The following is an 18,139-nucleotide window of genomic DNA, read 5'->3' on the forward strand; positions in this document are numbered from 1 at the left end:
GCCCCCGGGCGTCGGCCCCGCACCCCCCCGGGCCCCCGGGCATCGGCCCTTACGCCCCGGGCCCTCCGGGGAGGGGGCCTCAGAGACCGGCGGCAGGGCCTCAGACGGGCGCCCCGCCCCGCCGCACCCCCGCCCGGCGGATCTAAGGCCCCCCGGGCAGGGAAGATCCGTAACCCTCCCCATGTGCGCCACCCCCCTGGGACACGAGAGTGGAACCACGGCAACCAGCCGCCCCCTCCGACACCCAGGAGCACCCCGTGTTCGAGCACCGCCTCCTCGTCCCCGTCCGCCAGGCCGAACTGATCCAGCGGGCCGACACCCACCGGCTGGCCCGCCTGGTCCGCGCCGCCCGCGGTACCCGCCGGAGGAGCACCCAGGACGCGGAGGGGCCGGTGGTCCGGCCCCATGACCGCTACGCCCCGGCGGCCTGAGCCCCCCGATGGCCATGGAGCCTAGGAGCCCCCAAAGCTCCCCGCCGGACCGCTGTGCGATGCTCGGCACCGTGGAGACCCGGTCCGTCAGCCCTGTATTCGTCGGCCGCGCCGGTGAGCTGTCCCTGCTCACCGGCGCGCTCGACCGTGTGGACACCCCCCGCCCCGAGGGCCGGGGCGAGCCCCAGGCACTCCTCGTCGGGGGCGAGGCCGGGGTCGGCAAGACCCGGCTGATCGAGGAGATGCTCGCCGAGGCCACCCGCCGGGGCGCCGTCGTCGCCGTCGGCGGCTGTGTCGAGATCGGCGCGGACGGACTCCCCTTCGCCCCCTTCTCGGGCGCGCTGCGCGCCCTCGACCGCCTGCTCCCCGGCGAACTGACCGCCGCCGCAGCGGGCCAGGAGGACGAACTCGCCCGGCTCCTGCCCGAACTCGGCGAACGCGCCCCCCACCGGGACACCGGCGGACGTGGCGAGGAGGACATCGCCCGGCTCTTCGAACTCACCGCCCGGCTGCTGGAGCGGATCGCCACCGACCGCACCGTCGTCCTCGTCCTGGAGGACCTCCACTGGGCGGACGCCTCCACCCGCCATCTCCTCGCCTATCTCTACCGCACCCTGCACCGCGGCCGGATCGTCCTCGTCGCCACCTACCGCTCCGACGACGTCCACCGCCGCCACCCGCTCCGCCCCTTCCTCGCCGAACTCGACCGGATGCGCACCGTCCAGCGCATCGAACTGACCCGCTTCACCCAGGACGAGGTCCACCACCAGCTCGCCGGAATCCTCGCGGGCGAACCCGAACCCGCCCTGGTCCGCAGGGTCTTCGAACGCTCCGACGGCAACGCCTTCTTCGTCGAGGAACTGGCCCGCAGCATCGCCGAGGGCAGCCCCTGCTCCGTCCCCGACTCCCTCCGCGACATCCTCCTCGTCCGGGTGGAGGCCCTCCCCGAGAACGCCCAGCGGGTGGCGCGGATCGTCGCCGAGGGCGGCTCCACCGTCGAGTACCCCCTGCTGCTCACCGTCGCCCGGCTCCCCGAGGACGACCTCATCGAGGCCCTGCGCGCCGCCGTCGGCGCCAACATCCTCCTCGCCACCGCCGACGGCGACGGCTATCGCTTCCGCCACTCCCTCGCCCGCGAGGCCGTCGCCGACGACCTCCTCCCCGGCGAACGCGCCCGGATCAACCGCCGCTGCGCCGAGGCCCTGGAGGCCGAACCCCGGCTGGTCCGCGCCGACGAACGGGCCACCCGGCTCGCCAGCTACTGGTACCACGCCCAGGACCCCGCCAAGGCCCTCCCCGCCGTCCTGCGCGCCTCCGTGGAGGCCCGGCTCCGCCATGCCTACGCCGAACAGCTCCGGCTCCTGGAGCGGGCGATGGAGCTGTGGGACACCGCCCCCGACACCGTCCGGGACGGGCTGCGCCCCCTGGACTACGCCGAGATCTACCCCGCCTGCGGCTGTGACCCCGACACCCCGCTGCGCTTCCTCGACCTGATGGCCGAGGCCACCGTCGCGGGCCGGCTCAGCAGCGCCCGGGAGCGGGCCCTGAAGATCACCAAGCGGGGCCAGCGGATGGCCGCGGAAGAAGGCGACCAGCTCCGCGAGGCATGGTTCGCGGTCGAGCGCTCCCGGCTGGTCTCCGCCCTCGGCCGGGGCGACGGCTGGGCCGAACTCGCCGAGGCCCAGAATCTGGTACGCGGCCTCCCGCCGTCCGCCGTGCACGCCGAGGTCCTGGCCGAGGTGGTCGGCTGGCAGCGGCTGCACACCCCCGGCCCCGACAGCCTGGAGACCGCCGAACGCGCCGTCTCCTACGCCCGCATGGTGGGCCAGGAGGAGATCGAGCTGAAGGCCCGCTTCATCCGCGGGGTCCTCACCACCGATGCCGGCGATGTCGCCACCGGGCTCGCCGAGATGCACGCCGTCCGGGAACGCGTCGTCCACCTCGGCCTGCCGACCCTCATCGGCCGTGTTCATGTGAACCTCCCCGCCGTACTCGAAGGCCTCGGCCGCTCCGAGGAGGCCGTCACCCTGATGACCGAGGGCATCGGACAGATGCACCACTACGGCCTGGTGGACTCCGAGGCCTGGATCCTCGGCAACCTCGCCGAGTCCCTCTACTCCCTCGGCCGCTGGGACGAGGCCGTCACCGCCGCCGGGAGCGCCCTGCGCAAGGCCCTCAGCCCCAAGCCCCGGGGGTTCGCCGCCGTCCAGCTCGCCCTGGTCTTCCTCGCCCGGGGCGACACGGCCGCCGCCGCCCGCCATCTGGAGACCGCCCGCACCCACTTCGGCACCTATGACCCCATGCCCCAGTCCTTTCTCCCCATCGCCTGTGTCGCCCATGGACTCGCCGCTGCCGAGGGCCGGGTGGCCGACGCCCGCGCCGAGTTCGCCCGTGCCGTGGGCAGCGGACTGCCGCCCTCGGCCCATCGCCATGCCTGGCCGCTGGTCCGCGCCGCCGCGACCCTGGAGGCCGACACCCGGGGCCTGCCCGCCGCCGCCCCCGGCCGCGAGGACGCCCTGGAGTTCATCCGCACCACCGTCCGCCCGCTCGCCGCGACCGTGCCGGTGTGGCGCGCCCATCAGCACTGGGTCTCCGCCGAGCTGCGCCGCGCCACCGGTGCGGACACCCCCACCGACTGGGCGGAGACCGACGCCCTCTTCCCGGAGGACTCCTTCCCCCGCGAGCGCGCCATGGTCCGCACCCGCTGGGCCCACAGCCTGCTCCCCTCGGACCGGGAGCACGCCACCGAGCTGCTGCGCCACGCCGACACCACCGCCCGCGCGGTGGGCGACCGGCCGCTCACCGAGGACATCGCGCTGATCGCCCAGAGCGCCCGGCTCGCCCTCACCGACCGCCCGGCCCGTACCGCCCGTGGCCAGGGCGCGGCCGACCGTACCCCCTCGGTCTCCGCACAGCCCGGCGCGGCACTCGGGCTGACCCCGCGCGAGGAGGATGTGCTGCGCCTGGTCGCGGCGGGCCGCAGCAACCGCCAGATAGCCGAGGCGCTCTACATCTCCCCGAAGACGGCGAGCGTCCATGTCTCCAATATCCTCGCCAAACTCGGAGTCTCCGGCCGGGGCGAGGCCGCCGCCCTGGCCCACCGGCTCCGTCTCTTCCCGCCTCTCGCTCCGGGGAACGACCCCGTCCCAGCCGCCTGACCCTCCGTCGGCCGCCCGCCGCCGCCGACCACTGACCCACCGGCCCCTGTTCAGGGCGCCGGTATCGCCTCGGTGCTGTCGGCAGTGCTGTCGGGGGTGTCGGCGGTGTCGTTGCCGGGCTCGCCCTCGGGGCCGTCGCCCGGCGGCAGGGGCAGGGTGTCCCGCCGCAGCAGCACCACCCCCGAGGTCAGGTCGATGGGGCCTCGGCAGGGGTCGGCGCTCCCCGCGTCCTCCCTGGTCAGCTCCAGTCGATTGCGCTCGTCCGCCAGATGGCGGCTCCCCGGGGTGAAGATCTCCTCGATTCCGCCGAACATGGGTCCCCCGAACTCGCTAGGTCACCCGCAGCCGCAGGATCCTGTCGTCGCCCGCCTTCGGGGTGCCCCGGGTGTCCGTCTCGCTCGTCACCAGCCAGAGCGAGGAGTCGCCCGCCGCCACCACCGTCCGCAGCCGTCCGTGCTTCTTCTGGAGGAACGGCTGGGGCTCCGCCGAGAGTTCCGCCCCGTCGAGGGGAATTCGCCAGAGCCGCTCGCCCCGCAGCCCGGCCATCCAGATCGAGCCCTCGGCCCAGGCGATCCCGCTGGGCGACGCCTCGCTCGTCCGCCACTGGGCCACCGGGTTCACATAGCGGGGGTCGTCGCCCTTGCCCTCCACCTCCGGCCAGCCGTAGTTCTTCCCCGGCCGGACGAGATTCAGCTCGTCCCAGGTGTTCTGTCCGAACTCCGCCGCCCAGAGCCGCCCTTGGGCGTCCCAGGCCAGCCCCTGCACATTGCGGTGGCCCAGCGAGTAGACCAGCGACCCCGGCTCCGGGTTGTCCGGGGCCGGCTCCCCCTCCGGGGTCATCCGGAGGATCTTGCCGCCCAGCGACTTCGGGTCCTGGGCGAGCCCGGTCTCCCCGATCTCGCCGGTGCCGATGTAGAGCATCTTGTCCGGGCCGAAGGCGATCCGCCCGCCGTTGTGGATCACTCCCTTGGGGATGCCCCGCAGCACCGTGTCGGGGGCGCTCAGCCGCCGCCCGGCGGACTTGCGCTCGTCGTACCGCATCCGCACGACCCGGTTGTCCGACTGGGTGGTGAGATACGCGTACACCTGCCGGTCCGAGGCGAAGCGGGGGGAGAGCGCCAGCCCCAGCAGTCCGCCCTCGCCCCCCGGCGACACCCCGGGCACCTCGCCGACCTCGGTCTTCTTCCCGTCCTTGGCGGAGACCCGGACGATCGTGCCCCGGTCGCGCGAGGCGACCAGCAGATCCCCCTCCGGCAGCGCGGTCACGCCCCAGGGCGACTCCAGATCCTCGGTGAGGGTCGACTCCACCGTCACCGACCCCTTCGCGGGCGGCGGGGCGGGCGTCGCCGGATCCTTCGCCGCCGCCGACCCCGTACCGGAACCGGATCCGGAGGGTGAGGCTCCGCGCGCCGGGGACGAGGACTCCATCCCGGGCCAGGGCGGTGCCTCCCCGCCGCCGTCCGAGGAGCATCCGGTGGCCACCAGGGCCACCACGGCCGTCACCACCGCCACCGCACCAGGTCGCTGCATCGCGCCGATCCCCTTCCGTGCCAGGTCCGCAGGCCCCGGCGGGGGCCCCGACCTTGTTACGCCCCCCGCCTCCCTGAGGTTCCCGATCCCGTGAGGTTCCCGTTCCCCGGGATCCACCGCCGCCCCCGATCGGCCGTACCCGGGACGCAACCCCGGAAGCCCGTGGCCTCAGTCCCAGGAGCCCCGTGCCGCCGGCAGCCCCTCGATCTCCCACACATCACGCGGCGACAGCCCCAGCCGTGCCGCCGCCGCGTTCTCCACCGCCCACTCCACCCGTTTGGCCCCCGGCACCGCGACCACATTCCGGCCGCGCCCCAGCACCCACGCCAGCGCCACCTGTGCCGGGGTCCACCCCGCCCCGTGCCGGGCCGCGATCCGCCGCAACCCCGCCACCAGCGGCTGGTTCGCCGCCATCATCTCCGCCGTGAAACGGGGGTGCCGCGCCCGGATGTCATCCGGCTCGAACCCCTGCCCCGGCTTCAGCGTCCCGCTCAGAAAGCCGCTCCCCAGCGGCATCCCCGCCAGAAAACCCACACCGCGCGCCTCGCACCACGGCAGCAGCCGTTCCAGCGCCTGGGCCGACCAGACCGACAGCTCCGCCTGGACCGCGCCCACCGGGAACACCTGCTGGAGCCGGTCCAGTTGGCGGATCGTTCCGTCGTACAGATCACCCGGACGGCCCCGCTCCCGCTCGCGCCGGGACCCCCGGGCGCCCGCCCCGCGCGCTCCCACCGCACGCGCGCCCATCGCACACACCCCGAGCGCCCGCACCTTCCCCGCGCCGACCAGCTCCGCCATGGCGCCCCAGGTCTCCTCCACCGGCACCTCGGGATCGGCGCGATGCAGCTGATAGAGGTCGATCACATCGGTCTGCAACCGTCTGAGCGAGGCGTCGCACGCCCGGCGCACATAGCCGGGGCGCCCATTGGCCACCACATGCCCGTCCCCCACGAGCAGCCCGACCTTGGTCGACACAAAGGCGTCCCGCCGCCGTTCCCGCAACACCCGGCCGATCAACAGCTCATTGGTGAAGGGACCGTACATATCCGCGGTGTCCAGCAGGGTGACCCCGGCGTCCAGCGCCGCGTGCACGGTGCGCACCGATTGTTCCCCGCGTTGCTGGGAGGAGGTGTACGCCCAGCTCATCGGCATACAGCCGAGCCCGATCGCGCCCACTTCCAGAGCCGACGCACCGAGTGTCCTGCGCTCCACCTGCCCGTACCCCTCCGTTGGCCGTCCACCAAACTAACCAATGCGGAGCACCCCTTTCCGCACGCCCCGCCCCCCGTCACGACAGGCGCCCCGGCCCCGGCCCCGCCGCGACGGCACTTCCGCCCGATCCGCCCCATCCCGCCCGGTCACGTCAAGGCGCCCGTCAAGGCGCCCGTCAAGGCGCCCGACAAGGTGGTCGGGAAGATCCAAACGAGAGGCCCTAGTGCTGTGGGCGTCGCGGGCCGGTGAACGTTTCCGGTCACAGCACTAGCCTCGTGGTCATGACGACCGACATATGGCTTCCGCTCCCGCCCGACAGCATCGAGGGGCTGCCCACCCCCGAGGAGTCCGGCTTCCGCTATCTCTTCTGGGACGGCGCCCAGGAGTTCCCGGCGGACCCGGCGGACTGTGCCTTCTACGGTGTCCCGTACCTCAGAGGGCCGGCGGTCGCGGTACGCCCCTTGCCCGGGATGACCTCCCTCCGGGTGATTCAGACACTCTCCGCAGGCACCGACCATGTCGTACCGGCGCTCGGAACGCTCCACTCCGGCGTACGCCTCTGCAACGCCCGGGGGGTCCACGAGGCGTCCACCGCCGAGCTGGCCCTCACGCTGACCCTCGCCGCCCTGCGCGGGATCCCCGGGTTCGTCCGCGGCCAGGACGCCGAGGAGTGGCGGGCCGGCTTCTACCCCGCCCTCGCCGACAAGTCGGTGCTCATCGTGGGGTACGGGGCGATCGGCGCGGCCATCGAGGAACGCCTGATTCCGTTCGAGTGTGCGCGGGTTGTGCGCGTCGCGCGCTCCGCCCGTGCCACGGCGCACGGGGAGGTGCACGCACTGAGCGAAATGCCCTCTCTGCTCCCGGAAGCCGATGTGGTGATCCTTTCGACCCCGTTGACCGACTCGACGCGCTCCCTGGTCAGCTCCGATTTCCTGGCCCGGATGAAGGACGGGGCGCTGCTGGTGAATGTCGCCCGGGGGGCCGTGGTGGACACCGACGCACTCCTCGCCGAGCTGGAGACCGGCCGGATCACCGCCGCGCTCGATGTGACCGATCCCGAGCCGCTGCCTTCCGGTCACCCGCTGTGGCACGCCCCTGGAGTGCTGATCAGTCCCCATGTCGGCGGCTCCACTTCGGCGTTCATGCCGCGTGCCCACCGACTGCTGAGGGATCAGCTCCGGCGCTTCGCGGACGGCGGGCCGCTCGCCCATGTCGTCCTCACCACCGCCTAGCACCGGCCCTTCCCCGACCCCTGGACGCACCCCGGACGTACCGCCGACATGACGGCGCCACTCCGCCGTCATGTCGTCACATCCGGAAACTCTGCGAAGTCATCCGATCGCTGGGCGTTTCGGCGTGGTATCTGACAGTCACGCAGCGTAGAGCGGCTATGTCCCTGAGTGACGGTCCTGGTGTATCGTCCGGACCTGGGGGCCGCGCCGGAGCACGGGTGCGGTGCGGAGCGCGACCTGACTGCCAATCAGACTTCGAGGGGGGCGACGGGCGATGCACGGCCAATGGACCAAAGATCCGACCTGGTGGGGATGGAGGCGGCGACCGTCGGACCCCGGCCCGGCCGCCGCCCGGACCGCGGCACGGACACGGATCGCGACCATCCCGACCACGACGCGGCCATGGACCACGACCACGGGGGCCACCACAGAAACCACGCCGACACCGACGACGGCACCCACGCCGACACCGGTACCGGTACCCACACCGGCACCGGCACCGACACCGACGACGGCACCGGCCCGGACCACGACAGCGCGGACCACGACGGCCCGGTGCTCGACACCGGCCCGGACGGCGGCACCGGCCCGGCCCGCCACCGCCGGCCCGCCCGGCCCGATCCCCGGCGACCGGATCACCCGGGAGCTGCCCCGCGCCACCGCCGAGCCCCCGCGCCCGTGGGGAGCGGGGCGGTGAGCGCGCCCGGGGCCCTGCTGGCCCGTGGATCCGTCCCCGGCCCCACGGGGCTCCTCGCCCAGCTCGCCCTCGCCCTGATCTGCGCGGGCTACGCCGTCGGCGCCGCCGTCGGCTGGGGCTCCCGCGAACTCGCCGTGATCATGGGCGACTTCGGCCTCAGCGCAGGCGCCCTCGTCGCCTCCGTCTCCTGCCTCCTCTACGCCCGCAGCAGCCCGCCCCGGCACCGCCCCGCCTGGCTGCTCTTCGCCCTCTCGTCCATGATGGCCAGCGCCGGGAACTTCGTCTGGGGCTGGTACGAGGTGGTCCTCGACCGCAAGGTCCCCGGCCCCTCCCTCGCCGATCTCTTCTTCCTCTGCTTCGCCCCGCCCGCCATCATCGGCCTGCTCGTCCTCGCCAAACGCCCGGTCACCCGGGCCGGCTGGGTCTGTCTGGCCCTCGACGCCTGGCTGATCGGCGGCTCCCTGCTGACGCTCTCCTGGAGCCTCGCCCTCGCCCACACCACCCGGGTCCAGGGCGAGAGCGTCGCCCCCGCCGCCCTCTCGCTGGCCTATCCGCTCCTGGACATCGTGCTGGTCAGCATGGTCCTGGCGCTCCACTTCCGCCGTTCCGCCGCGAATCGTTCCGCCGTGAACACCGCCATCGGCGCCCTCGCGCTCACCGTCCTCTGCGACGCGCTGTTCACCTCGCCGCTGCTGCGCGAGAGCTACCGCTCGGGCCAGCTGCTCGACGCCGGCTGGTTCGCCGGCTCGCTGCTGCTGGCCTACGCGCCCTGGGGCGCCCGCCGCCCGCTGGAGCCTCCCAGGCCCCCGCGCGGCCCCCGCGCCCCCCGGCTGCCCAGCCGCCCCGTCGCGGGCTCCCTGGCCGCCCTCACCCCGTACCTCGCCGCCGCCGTCTGCACCCTCGGGATCCTCTACAACGTCGTCCAGGGGCGCACCGTCGACCGGGTCGTCGTCCTCACCGGCTGCGGCGTGGTGCTCGCCCTCGTCGTCCGCCAGGGGATCATGCTCCTCGACAACATCGCCCTCACCCAGGAGCTGGCCCAGAAGGAGAACCACTTCCGCTCCCTGGTCCAGGGGTCCAGCGATGTGATCATGATCGCCGCCCCGGGCGGCACCCTGCGCTATGTGAGCCCCGCCGCCAGCGGGGTCTACGGCCGGGACGCCGAGGACATGGTCGGCACCCCGCTCTCCGCCCTGATCCACCCCGACGACCTCGGCCGGGTCCTGCACGAGGTGCGCCGATTCCTCGCCGCCGACCCCGGCGACGAGTCGACCACCCGGATCGAGTGCCGCTTCCGCTCCGGCCGGGGGGACTGGCTCAATGTCGAGTCCACCGTCAACCGCCACCAGGGCGGACTGATCTTCAACAGCCGCGATGTCACCGAGCGGGTCAGACTCCAGGCCCAGCTCCAGCACAGCGCCGAGCACGACCCGCTCACCGATCTGCCCAACCGGGCCCTCTTCACCGAGCGGGTCCGCCAGGCGCTCGCCGGGCGCCGGGCCGGTGACCCGGGCACCGCCGTGCTCTTCATCGACCTCGACGGCTTCAAGGGCGTCAACGACCGCCTCGGCCACCAGGCCGGTGACGAGCTGCTGATCCAGGCCGCACACCGGCTGGGCGACTCGGTACGCGCCGGGGACACCGCCGCCCGGCTCGGCGGGGACGAGTTCGCCGCCCTGATCCTCGGCGACGGCGTCCACGACAAGGCCGCCCGGGAGAGCCAGGTGGTGGAGATCGCCGAGCGGCTGCGGCTGACCCTCTCGCAGCCGTACCGCATCGACGGCAACGACGTCCGGGTCGCCGCCTCCATCGGGGTCGCCTTCGCCGAGAAGGGCATCAACCCCGCCGACCTCATGCGCAACGCCGACCTCGCCATGTACCGGGCCAAGGCCGGCGGCAAGGACCGGGTCGAGCTGTACGCGCCCCAGATGCAGGCCGAGGTGGTGCGCCGCACGGAGCTGGCCGCCCGGCTGCGCAGCGCCCTCCACGAGGGGGAGTTCGCGCTGCTGCACCAGCCGGTGGTGAGCCTGACCACCGGGCGGATCGAGGCCATCACCGCCCAGGCCCGCTGGCGCTCCGCCCAGGGCATCCTCTTCACCCCGGCCGAGTTCCTGCGGGTCTCGGGGGACACCGAGCGCACCGCCGAGCTGGGTCACTGGCTGCTGGAGGAGGCGGTGGAGCAGGCCGCCGAGCGGGACCGTCTCGGCCACCGGGTCCCGGTGACGGTACGGGTCTCCGCGCGTCGACTGCTGGACCGGTCCATGCCGCTCGCCACGGTGGAGGCCCTGCTCACGCGGTACGGGCTGCCCTCCGGCGCGTTGATCGTGGAGCTGTCCGACTATGACCCGCTGATCCCCTTCGAGGAGCTGGAACAGCGGCTGGCGGGGCTGCGGAGACTCGGGGTGCGGATCGCCCTCGACGGTCTCGGCAGCGGTCATGCCGCCTTCACCGCGCTGCGCCGGCTCCCCGTCGACATACTCAAACTCGACCGGGAGCTGGTGGAGGGGATCGTCGAGTCCGCCCGGCTGCACAAGATCACCAGCGGGCTGCTGAGGATCGCCTGTGATCTCGGTCTCCAGTCGGTGGCCGACGGGGTGGACGTACCCGAGCAGATCATCGCCCTGCGCGCGATGGGCTGTACCCATGGCCAGGGCATGGCCTTCGCGGGGCTGCTGGACGAGTACCGGCTGCGCCGCGCCCTGGTCCGGGACGACTTCACCGTCCCCGGTGGCCTGGCCCTTCCCGTACCGCACCGCTGGCGGGTCGAGCACCCCCAGTGGACCAAATAGTGAGATCGCCGTCCCATCCACTTGACACATACAGCACGTCAGGGGGAGGGTCGGAGCCATGCGCACCCGAATTCTCGTACTTGGCAAGCGCGTCGGCTGAGCGGGGACCTGACCCAGGCCCCCGCTGTCCACCTCCGACGCGCTCCCCTCGCTTGCCTCACGGCACGAGGGGTTTTTTGTTGCACCGACACCCCCGCCCAAGCAGGAGAAAAACGGCGAAACCACCGGATAACCCCCGGCATCGTCATCGGGTGGGCACCAGGCACCACCCCCGCCTGACCACCGCCGCACCACCATCGGAACCGGTAGAACTCACCACAGCACCGAGTGATACCCCGTAAGAAAGGTCCCAGGGACTCCCCGGAAACCCCGGTAGCCCCCAGGATCGAGCAGAGACCGAGCAGAGAAACAGCAGAGAACCAGCAGAGCCCGCAGCGAGCCGGACCGCCGACCCGCTGGAACCAAGCGTCACAGTGTCACCCTCAGCTTCAGCCCTCAGTTTCGAGAAGAGAATGCCGATGACCGAGCAGGCCACCGGGGCCCACCATCCGCAGCCGCGGGCCCGTACCGGCGGACACCCGACCGTTCCCGCAGTCGAGCACGTCACGGGCGCGCAGTCCCTCATCCGTTCTCTTGAGGAAGTGGGGGCCGACACCGTCTTCGGTATCCCCGGCGGCGCGATCCTCCCCGCGTACGACCCGATGATGGACTCCACCCGGGTGCGCCACATCCTGGTCCGGCACGAGCAGGGCGCGGGCCACGCGGCCACCGGCTACGCCCAGGCCACCGGCAAGGTCGGGGTCTGCATGGCCACCTCAGGGCCGGGCGCCACCAATCTGGTCACCCCGATCGCCGACGCCCATATGGACTCGGTCCCGATCGTCGCCATCACCGGCCAGGTCGCCTCCAAGGCGATCGGCACGGACGCCTTCCAGGAGGCGGACATCGTCGGCATCACCATGCCGATCACCAAGCACAACTTCCTGGTCACCAAGGCGGAGGACATCCCGCGGACCATCGCCGAGGCGTTCCACATCGCCTCCACCGGCCGCCCCGGACCGGTCCTGGTCGACATCGCCAAGGACGCCCTCCAGGCCCGGACCACCTTCAGCTGGCCGCCCACCCTGGACCTGCCCGGCTACCGCCCGGTCACCAAGCCGCACGCCAAGCAGATCCGCGAGGCCGCCAAGCTGATCGTCCAGGCCAAGCGCCCGGTCCTCTATGTCGGCGGCGGCGTCATGAAAGCCCATGCCACCGCCGAGCTGAAGGTGCTCGCCGAGCTGACCGGCGCCCCCGTCACCACCACCCTGATGGCCCTGGGCTCCTTCCCCGACAGCCACCCGCTCCATGTCGGCATGCCCGGTATGCACGGCTCGGTCACCGCCGTCACCGCGCTCCAGAAGGCCGACCTGATCGTCGCCCTCGGTGCCCGCTTCGACGACCGGGTCACCGGCAAGCTGGACAGCTTCGCCCCGTACGCCAAGATCGTCCACGCGGACATCGACCCCGCCGAGATCGGCAAGAACCGCGCCGCCGACGTCCCGATCGTCGGGGACGCCCGCGAGGTCATCGCCGACCTGGTCCAGGCGGTCCAGGCCGAGCACACCGAGGGCCACATCGGCGACTACGGCCTCTGGTGGACCGACCTCAACCGCTGGCGCGAGACCTACCCCCTCGGCTACGACCAGCCCGAGAACGGCTCCCTCTCGCCGCAGCAGGTCATCCAGCGCATCGGACAGCTCGCCCCCGAGGACACCATCTACGCGGCGGGCGTCGGCCAGCACCAGATGTGGGCCGCCCACTTCATCGAGTACGAGCAGCCCGCCACCTGGCTGAACTCCGGCGGCGCCGGGACCATGGGGTACGCGGTCCCCGCCGCCATGGGAGCCAAGGCGGGCGCCCCCGACCGCACCGTCTGGGCGATCGACGGCGACGGCTGTTTCCAGATGACCAATCAGGAACTGACCACCTGCTCCCTGAACAACATCCCCATCAAGGTCGCCGTCATCAACAACGGCGCCCTGGGCATGGTCCGGCAGTGGCAGACCCTCTTCTACAACCAGCGCTACTCCAACACCGTCCTGCACTCCGGTCCCGGGGCCACCGGCAAGGAGCCCAGCGCCGGCACCCGCGTCCCCGACTTCGTCAAGCTGGCGGAGGCCATGGGCTGCGTCGCCCTGCGCTGTGAGTCCCCGGACGACCTCGACAAGGTCATCGCCGAGGCCAACGCCATCAACGACCGCCCCGTCGTGGTCGACTTCATCGTCCACGAGGACGCCATGGTCTGGCCGATGGTCGCCGCCGGGACCTCCAACGACGAGGTCATGGCCGCCCGCGGGGTCCGCCCCGACTTCGGCGACGGCGAAGACGACTGAGAACCGCGAGAGCCGCAGAAAGAGGTACCACCACCATGCCCACCAAGCACACGCTCTCCGTTCTGGTCGAGAACACGCCCGGTATCCTGGCCAGGATCGCCGCGCTCTTCTCCCGCCGGGGCTTCAACATCGACTCGCTCGCGGTCGGCGTCACCGAACACCCCGACATCTCCCGCATCACCATCGTGGTGAATGTCGCGGATCTGCCGCTGGAGCAGGTGACCAAGCAGCTCAACAAGCTCGTCAACGTGCTCAAGATCGTCGAACTGGAACCCAGCGCCGCGATCCAGCGCGAACTCGTCCTGGTGAAGGTCCGCGCCGACAACGAGACCCGCTCCCAGATCGTGGAGATCGTCCAGCTCTTCCGCGCCAAGACGGTCGACGTCTCACCCGACGCCGTCACCATCGAGGCCACCGGATCCAGCGACAAGCTGGAGGCCATGCTGAAGATGCTGGAGCAGTTCGGCATCAAGGAGCTGGTCCAGTCCGGCACGATCGCCATAGGACGGGGCGCCCGCTCCATCACCGACCGGTCGCTGCGCGCCCTCGACCGAAGCGCCTGATCCGAAGCGCCTGACCCCTGGCGCCTGACCCCCGGCGCCCGATCCGAAGCGCCCGACCCCCAGTACTTCCCCATCCAGCCCCGCCGTACGGTGGGACGCACACCTGTGAATCAAGGAGACAACCCAGTGGCCGAGCTGTTCTACGACGCCGACGCCGATCTGTCCATCATCCAGAACCGCAAGGTCGCGGTGATCGGGTACGGCAGTCAGGGCCACGCCCACGCGCTCTCGCTGCGCGACTCGGGCGTCGATGTCCGCGTCGGTCTGCACGAGGGCTCCAAGTCCAAGGCCAAGGCCGAGGAGCAGGGCCTGCGCGTCGTCACCCCCGCCGAGGCCTCGGCCGAGGCCGACGTCATCATGATCCTGGTCCCGGACCCGATCCAGGCCCAGGTCTACGAGGAGTCCATCGCCCCCCACCTCAAGGACGGCGACGCCCTCTTCTTCGGCCACGGCCTGAACATCCGCTTCGGCTTCATCAAGCCGCCCGCAGGCGTCGACGTCGCCATGGTCGCCCCCAAGGGCCCGGGCCACCTGGTCCGCCGTCAGTACGAGGAGGGCCGCGGCGTTCCCTGCATCGCCGCCGTCGAGCAGGACGCCACCGGCAAGGCCTTCGAGCTGGCGCTCTCGTACGCCAAGGGCATCGGCGGCACCCGCGCCGGCGTCATCAAGACCACCTTCACCGAGGAGACCGAGACCGACCTCTTCGGCGAGCAGGCCGTGCTCTGCGGCGGCACCGCCGCCCTGGTCAAGGCCGGCTTCGAGACCCTGGTCGAGGCGGGCTACCAGCCGGAGATCGCGTACTTCGAGTGCCTCCACGAGCTGAAGCTGATCGTGGACCTGATGTACGAGGGCGGCCTGGAGAAGATGCGCTGGTCGGTCTCCGAGACCGCCGAGTGGGGCGACTACGTCACCGGCCCGCGGATCATCAACGACCAGACCAAGGCCGAGATGAAGAAGGTCCTCACCGAGATCCAGGACGGCACCTTCGCCCGGACCTGGATGGACGAGTACCACGGTGGTCTGAAGAAGTACAACGAGTACAAGACGCAGGACGAGAACCACCTGCTGGAGACCACCGGCAAGGAGCTGCGCAAGCTGATGAGCTGGGTCGACAACGACGACCAGTAAGTCGGAACAAGGGCCGGGACGCCGCTGTCCCGGCCCTTCGCCGTTGGTACGGGAAACCGCGCCGACGGGGGTACGGGAAACCGCCCCCGCGTCGGTACGGGAAACTGTCCGGCGTCGGTACGGGAAACCGCTCCGCGCGCAGGTCCGGGGGCCTTCGCCACTTCGTCCAGCCCCGGAAGGGTGATCCTTCCGTAACGGCGCGGGAGAAGGACCGGACCACCACTACACTGCTCAACAACACAACGCGTCAGGCCCACAGTGTCGTGCGTCTTCCACGCGGCTTGCCCCTCCACCGCCTGCGGCCGTCGGGACGGCCGTCCTCCCCACCGAGGCTTCGGGAGCCAGGGTGGGGCCCCCATGGACATGTGAGGACTCACGTGAGCTTGAACCCCAGCCAGAAGCCAGTGGTACTCATCGCGGAAGAGCTGTCACCCGCCACGGTGGACGCGCTCGGGCCGGACTTCGAGATCCGGCACTGCAATGGAGCCGACCGCGCCGAGCTGCTCCCGGCCATCGCCGATGTGGACGCCATCCTGGTGCGCTCCGCCACCAAGGTGGACGCCGAGGCCATCGCCGCCGCCCGCAAGCTGCGGGTCGTCGCCCGCGCCGGGGTCGGCCTCGACAATGTCGATGTCTCCGCCGCCACCAAGGCCGGCGTGATGGTCGTGAACGCCCCGACCTCCAACATCGTCACCGCCGCCGAGCTGGCCTGCGGTCTGCTGGTCGCCACCGCGCGCAACATCCCCCAGGCCAACACCGCCCTGAAGAACGGCGAGTGGAAGCGCTCCAAGTACACCGGTGTGGAGCTGAGCGAGAAGACCCTCGGCGTCGTCGGCCTCGGCCGGATCGGCGTCCTGGTCGCCCAGCGCATGTCCGCCTTCGGGATGAAGGTCGTCGCGTACGACCCCTATGTGCAGTCCGCGCGGGCCGCCCAGATGGGCGTCAAGCTGGTCACCCTGGACGAGCTGCTGGCCGCCTCCGACTTCATCACCGTGCACCTCCCCAAGACCCCCGAGACCCTGGGGCTCATCGGGGACGAGGCGCTGCACAAGGTCAAGCCCACGGTCCGGATCGTCAACGCCGCCCGTGGTGGCATCGTGGACGAGGACGCCCTCTACTCCGCCCTCAAGGAGGGCCGGGTGGCCGGCGCCGGTCTCGATGTGTACGCCACCGAGCCCTGTACCGACTCCCCGCTCTTCCAGTTCGACCAGGTCGTCTGCACCCCGCACCTGGGCGCCTCCACCGACGAGGCCCAGGAGAAGGCCGGTATCTCGGTCGCCCGCTCGGTCCGTCTCGCCCTCGCCGGTGAGCTGGTCCCGGACGCGGTCAATGTCCAGGGCGGTGTCATCGCCGAGGACGTCAAGCCCGGACTGCCGCTGGCCGAGCGCCTCGGCCGGATCTTCACCGCGCTCGCGGGCGAGGTCGCCGTCCGTCTCGATGTCGAGGTGTACGGCGAGATCACCCAGCACGATGTGAAGGTGCTGGAACTCTCCGCGCTCAAGGGCGTGTTCGAGGACGTGGTGGACGAGACGGTCTCCTATGTCAACGCCCCGCTCTTCGCCCAGGAGCGCGGTGTCGAGGTCCGCCTCACCACCAGCTCCGAGTCGCCCGACTACCGCAATGTGGTCACCGTGCGCGGCACCCTCTCCAGCGGCGAGGAGGTCGCGGTCTCCGGCACCCTGGCCGGCCCCAAGAACCTCCAGAAGCTGGTCGCGATCGGCGACCACGATGTCGATCTCGCCCTCGCCGACCACATGATCGTCCTCCGGTACGACGACCGCCCCGGCGTCGTCGGCACGGTCGGCCGCATCCTGGGCCAGGCGGGTCTGAACATCGCCGGTATGCAGGTCTCCCGCCATGAGGAGGGCGGCGAGGCGCTGGTCGTCCTCACCGTGGACGACACCGTCCCGGCGCCGGTGCTCGTGGAGATCTCCGAGGAGATCGGCGCGACCTCGGCCCGCTCGGTCAATCTGGTCTGAGTTCCGTCCTCTTTCTTTTCTCTCGTACGAGGGGCCCGGCGCACAGGGCAGGCGCCGGGCCCCTCGGCGTTCCCCGGCGGTGTTTCCCGGCAGGGGAGGGGGTCAGGGGATCAGCCCGACCCAGCCGTACAGCTCCACGATCTCGATCACCCCGAGGACCAGGAGCACGACCCCGGCGCCCAGCGAGGGCGGCAGCAGGATCAGGCCGAGGACCAGCCCGAAGACCCTGTCCTCCTTCATGGCCGGTCGTGTCATGGCCCGGGACGGGTTGCGCGCGTCGTAGACGATCTCCACCTCGCTGGGCTTCTGCTCCGGAGCGGGGCAGGTGCGCCGCTTCCCCGTCTGATCGGTGAACTCGTAGAACCAGCCCAGGGATTGGGCGTCCTGCACCAGCCGCCCCGTGACCGTGATCCCATGGGTGCGCAGGCCCCACGTCGGGCCGACCGTCTCCACGAGCAGGCCCTTGGCCACGAGCCAGCCGATCCAGGTCAGCAGGGGCCAGACCGCCCAGTAGATGAGAGCGGAGATCGGCCTGAGTACATTCTGGCCCGCTTCCCCGCCCCTCACGGCCGCGATCAGCCAGGCCAGGACCAGCAGATAGACGATGACCGTCGCCGTCCAGGCCAGCTGCCGACCCGTCGCCCGGGGCCGGGGCCGCCGCTTCCCCACCGGCTCCACGCTCACCAGCGCCGCCCCGTCCCGATGGGCCTCAGCGGCGTCCCGTACGGGTATCTCCTCCCGTACCCGCGCCACGAAGGCCGCGACCGCCGGAGCGCTCGTACAGCGGACCGTCCCGCCCTCCGCGACGGTGTCCGCGCCGGTCAGCACCACGGCGAAGGTGCGCCCGCCCCGCCCGCGCGCCTCCGCGCGCTCGATCGCCTCCACCGGGATCCGCCGGGCCTCCCGCCGGGTGCGGATCACCAGGGCATCCTCCTCCAGCCGGGCGGTGGTGCCATGACGGCCATGAAGTACCAGCGGCGAGCGGGAAGTTGCGTCCATCGCCGCACGATAGATCACGTGAGCGGGATCCAGCCATGGACGGCGG

General features: G+C 71.8%; 12 protein-coding genes. 8 read left to right on the forward strand and 4 right to left on the reverse strand.

All coding sequences use genetic code 11. The features are described from left to right. Positions 1-257 precede the first annotated feature (257 nt). Entirely contained in the window at positions 258-431 is a 174-nt protein-coding gene (locus ABT354_RS09250) for a hypothetical protein (protein ID WP_351491044.1), read from the forward strand. A gap of 59 nt (positions 432-490) precedes the next feature. Beyond that, entirely contained in the window at positions 491-3,589 is a 3,099-nt protein-coding gene (locus ABT354_RS09255; protein ID WP_351491046.1) for a helix-turn-helix transcriptional regulator, read from the forward strand. Between the two features lie 50 nt (positions 3,590-3,639). Here the strand turns inward: ABT354_RS09255 and ABT354_RS09260 are convergent, their stop codons facing one another. The 3 genes from ABT354_RS09260 to ABT354_RS09270 form a co-directional block, all read right to left on the reverse strand. Further along, entirely contained in the window at positions 3,640-3,903 is a 264-nt protein-coding gene (locus tag ABT354_RS09260) for a DUF6191 domain-containing protein (RefSeq protein ID WP_351491048.1), read from the reverse strand. Between the two features lie 16 nt (positions 3,904-3,919). Further along, positions 3,920-5,119 carry a PQQ-dependent sugar dehydrogenase gene (locus tag ABT354_RS09265; RefSeq protein ID WP_351491050.1) on the reverse strand — a complete coding sequence of 400 codons (1,200 nt, stop codon included), beginning with the start codon at positions 5,117-5,119 and terminating at the stop codon, positions 3,920-3,922. Between the two features lie 168 nt (positions 5,120-5,287). Then, on the reverse strand, positions 5,288-6,331 hold the full coding sequence (locus ABT354_RS09270; protein WP_351491052.1) for an aldo/keto reductase: 1,044 nt from the start codon (positions 6,329-6,331) through the stop codon (positions 5,288-5,290). 281 nt (positions 6,332-6,612) lie between these two features. Here ABT354_RS09270 and ABT354_RS09275 point away from each other — a divergent pair, with 281 nt between their 5' ends. The 6 genes from ABT354_RS09275 to serA all read left to right on the forward strand — a co-directional run bounded on the left by ABT354_RS09275 (position 6,613) and on the right by serA (position 17,094). After that, entirely contained in the window at positions 6,613-7,563 is a 951-nt protein-coding gene (locus tag ABT354_RS09275) for a 2-hydroxyacid dehydrogenase (RefSeq protein ID WP_351491054.1), read from the forward strand. Positions 7,564-8,256: 693 nt separating this feature from the next. Next, the gene (locus ABT354_RS09280) at positions 8,257-11,049 is read left to right on the forward strand and encodes a putative bifunctional diguanylate cyclase/phosphodiesterase (protein ID WP_351491167.1); all 2,793 of its coding nucleotides are present in this window, start codon (positions 8,257-8,259) and stop codon (positions 11,047-11,049) included. Positions 11,050-11,561: 512 nt separating this feature from the next. After that, positions 11,562-13,424, forward strand: a complete 1,863-nt coding sequence (locus ABT354_RS09285) for an acetolactate synthase large subunit (RefSeq protein ID WP_351491056.1) — start codon at positions 11,562-11,564, stop codon at positions 13,422-13,424. A 35-nt stretch (positions 13,425-13,459) separates the two neighbouring features. Next, positions 13,460-13,987, forward strand: a complete 528-nt coding sequence (ilvN, locus tag ABT354_RS09290; protein WP_351491058.1) for an acetolactate synthase small subunit — start codon at positions 13,460-13,462, stop codon at positions 13,985-13,987. A 126-nt stretch (positions 13,988-14,113) separates the two neighbouring features. Beyond that, positions 14,114-15,115: a ketol-acid reductoisomerase gene (gene ilvC / locus ABT354_RS09295; protein ID WP_351491061.1), complete on the forward strand. Its 1,002-nt coding sequence runs from the start codon at positions 14,114-14,116 to the stop codon at positions 15,113-15,115. 383 nt (positions 15,116-15,498) lie between these two features. Then, on the forward strand, positions 15,499-17,094 hold the full coding sequence (gene serA / locus ABT354_RS09300; RefSeq protein WP_502983373.1) for a phosphoglycerate dehydrogenase: 1,596 nt from the start codon (positions 15,499-15,501) through the stop codon (positions 17,092-17,094). Positions 17,095-17,196: 102 nt separating this feature from the next. On the opposite strand, the gene ABT354_RS09305 is transcribed toward serA, so the two are convergent. Further along, the gene (locus ABT354_RS09305; protein WP_351491066.1) at positions 17,197-18,093 is read right to left on the reverse strand and encodes a hypothetical protein; all 897 of its coding nucleotides are present in this window, start codon (positions 18,091-18,093) and stop codon (positions 17,197-17,199) included. Positions 18,094-18,139: the final 46 nt, after the last annotated feature.

The sequence above is a fragment of the Streptomyces sp. NPDC000594 genome, from assembly GCF_040299965.1.
Taxonomy (GTDB): domain Bacteria; phylum Actinomycetota; class Actinomycetes; order Streptomycetales; family Streptomycetaceae; genus Streptomyces.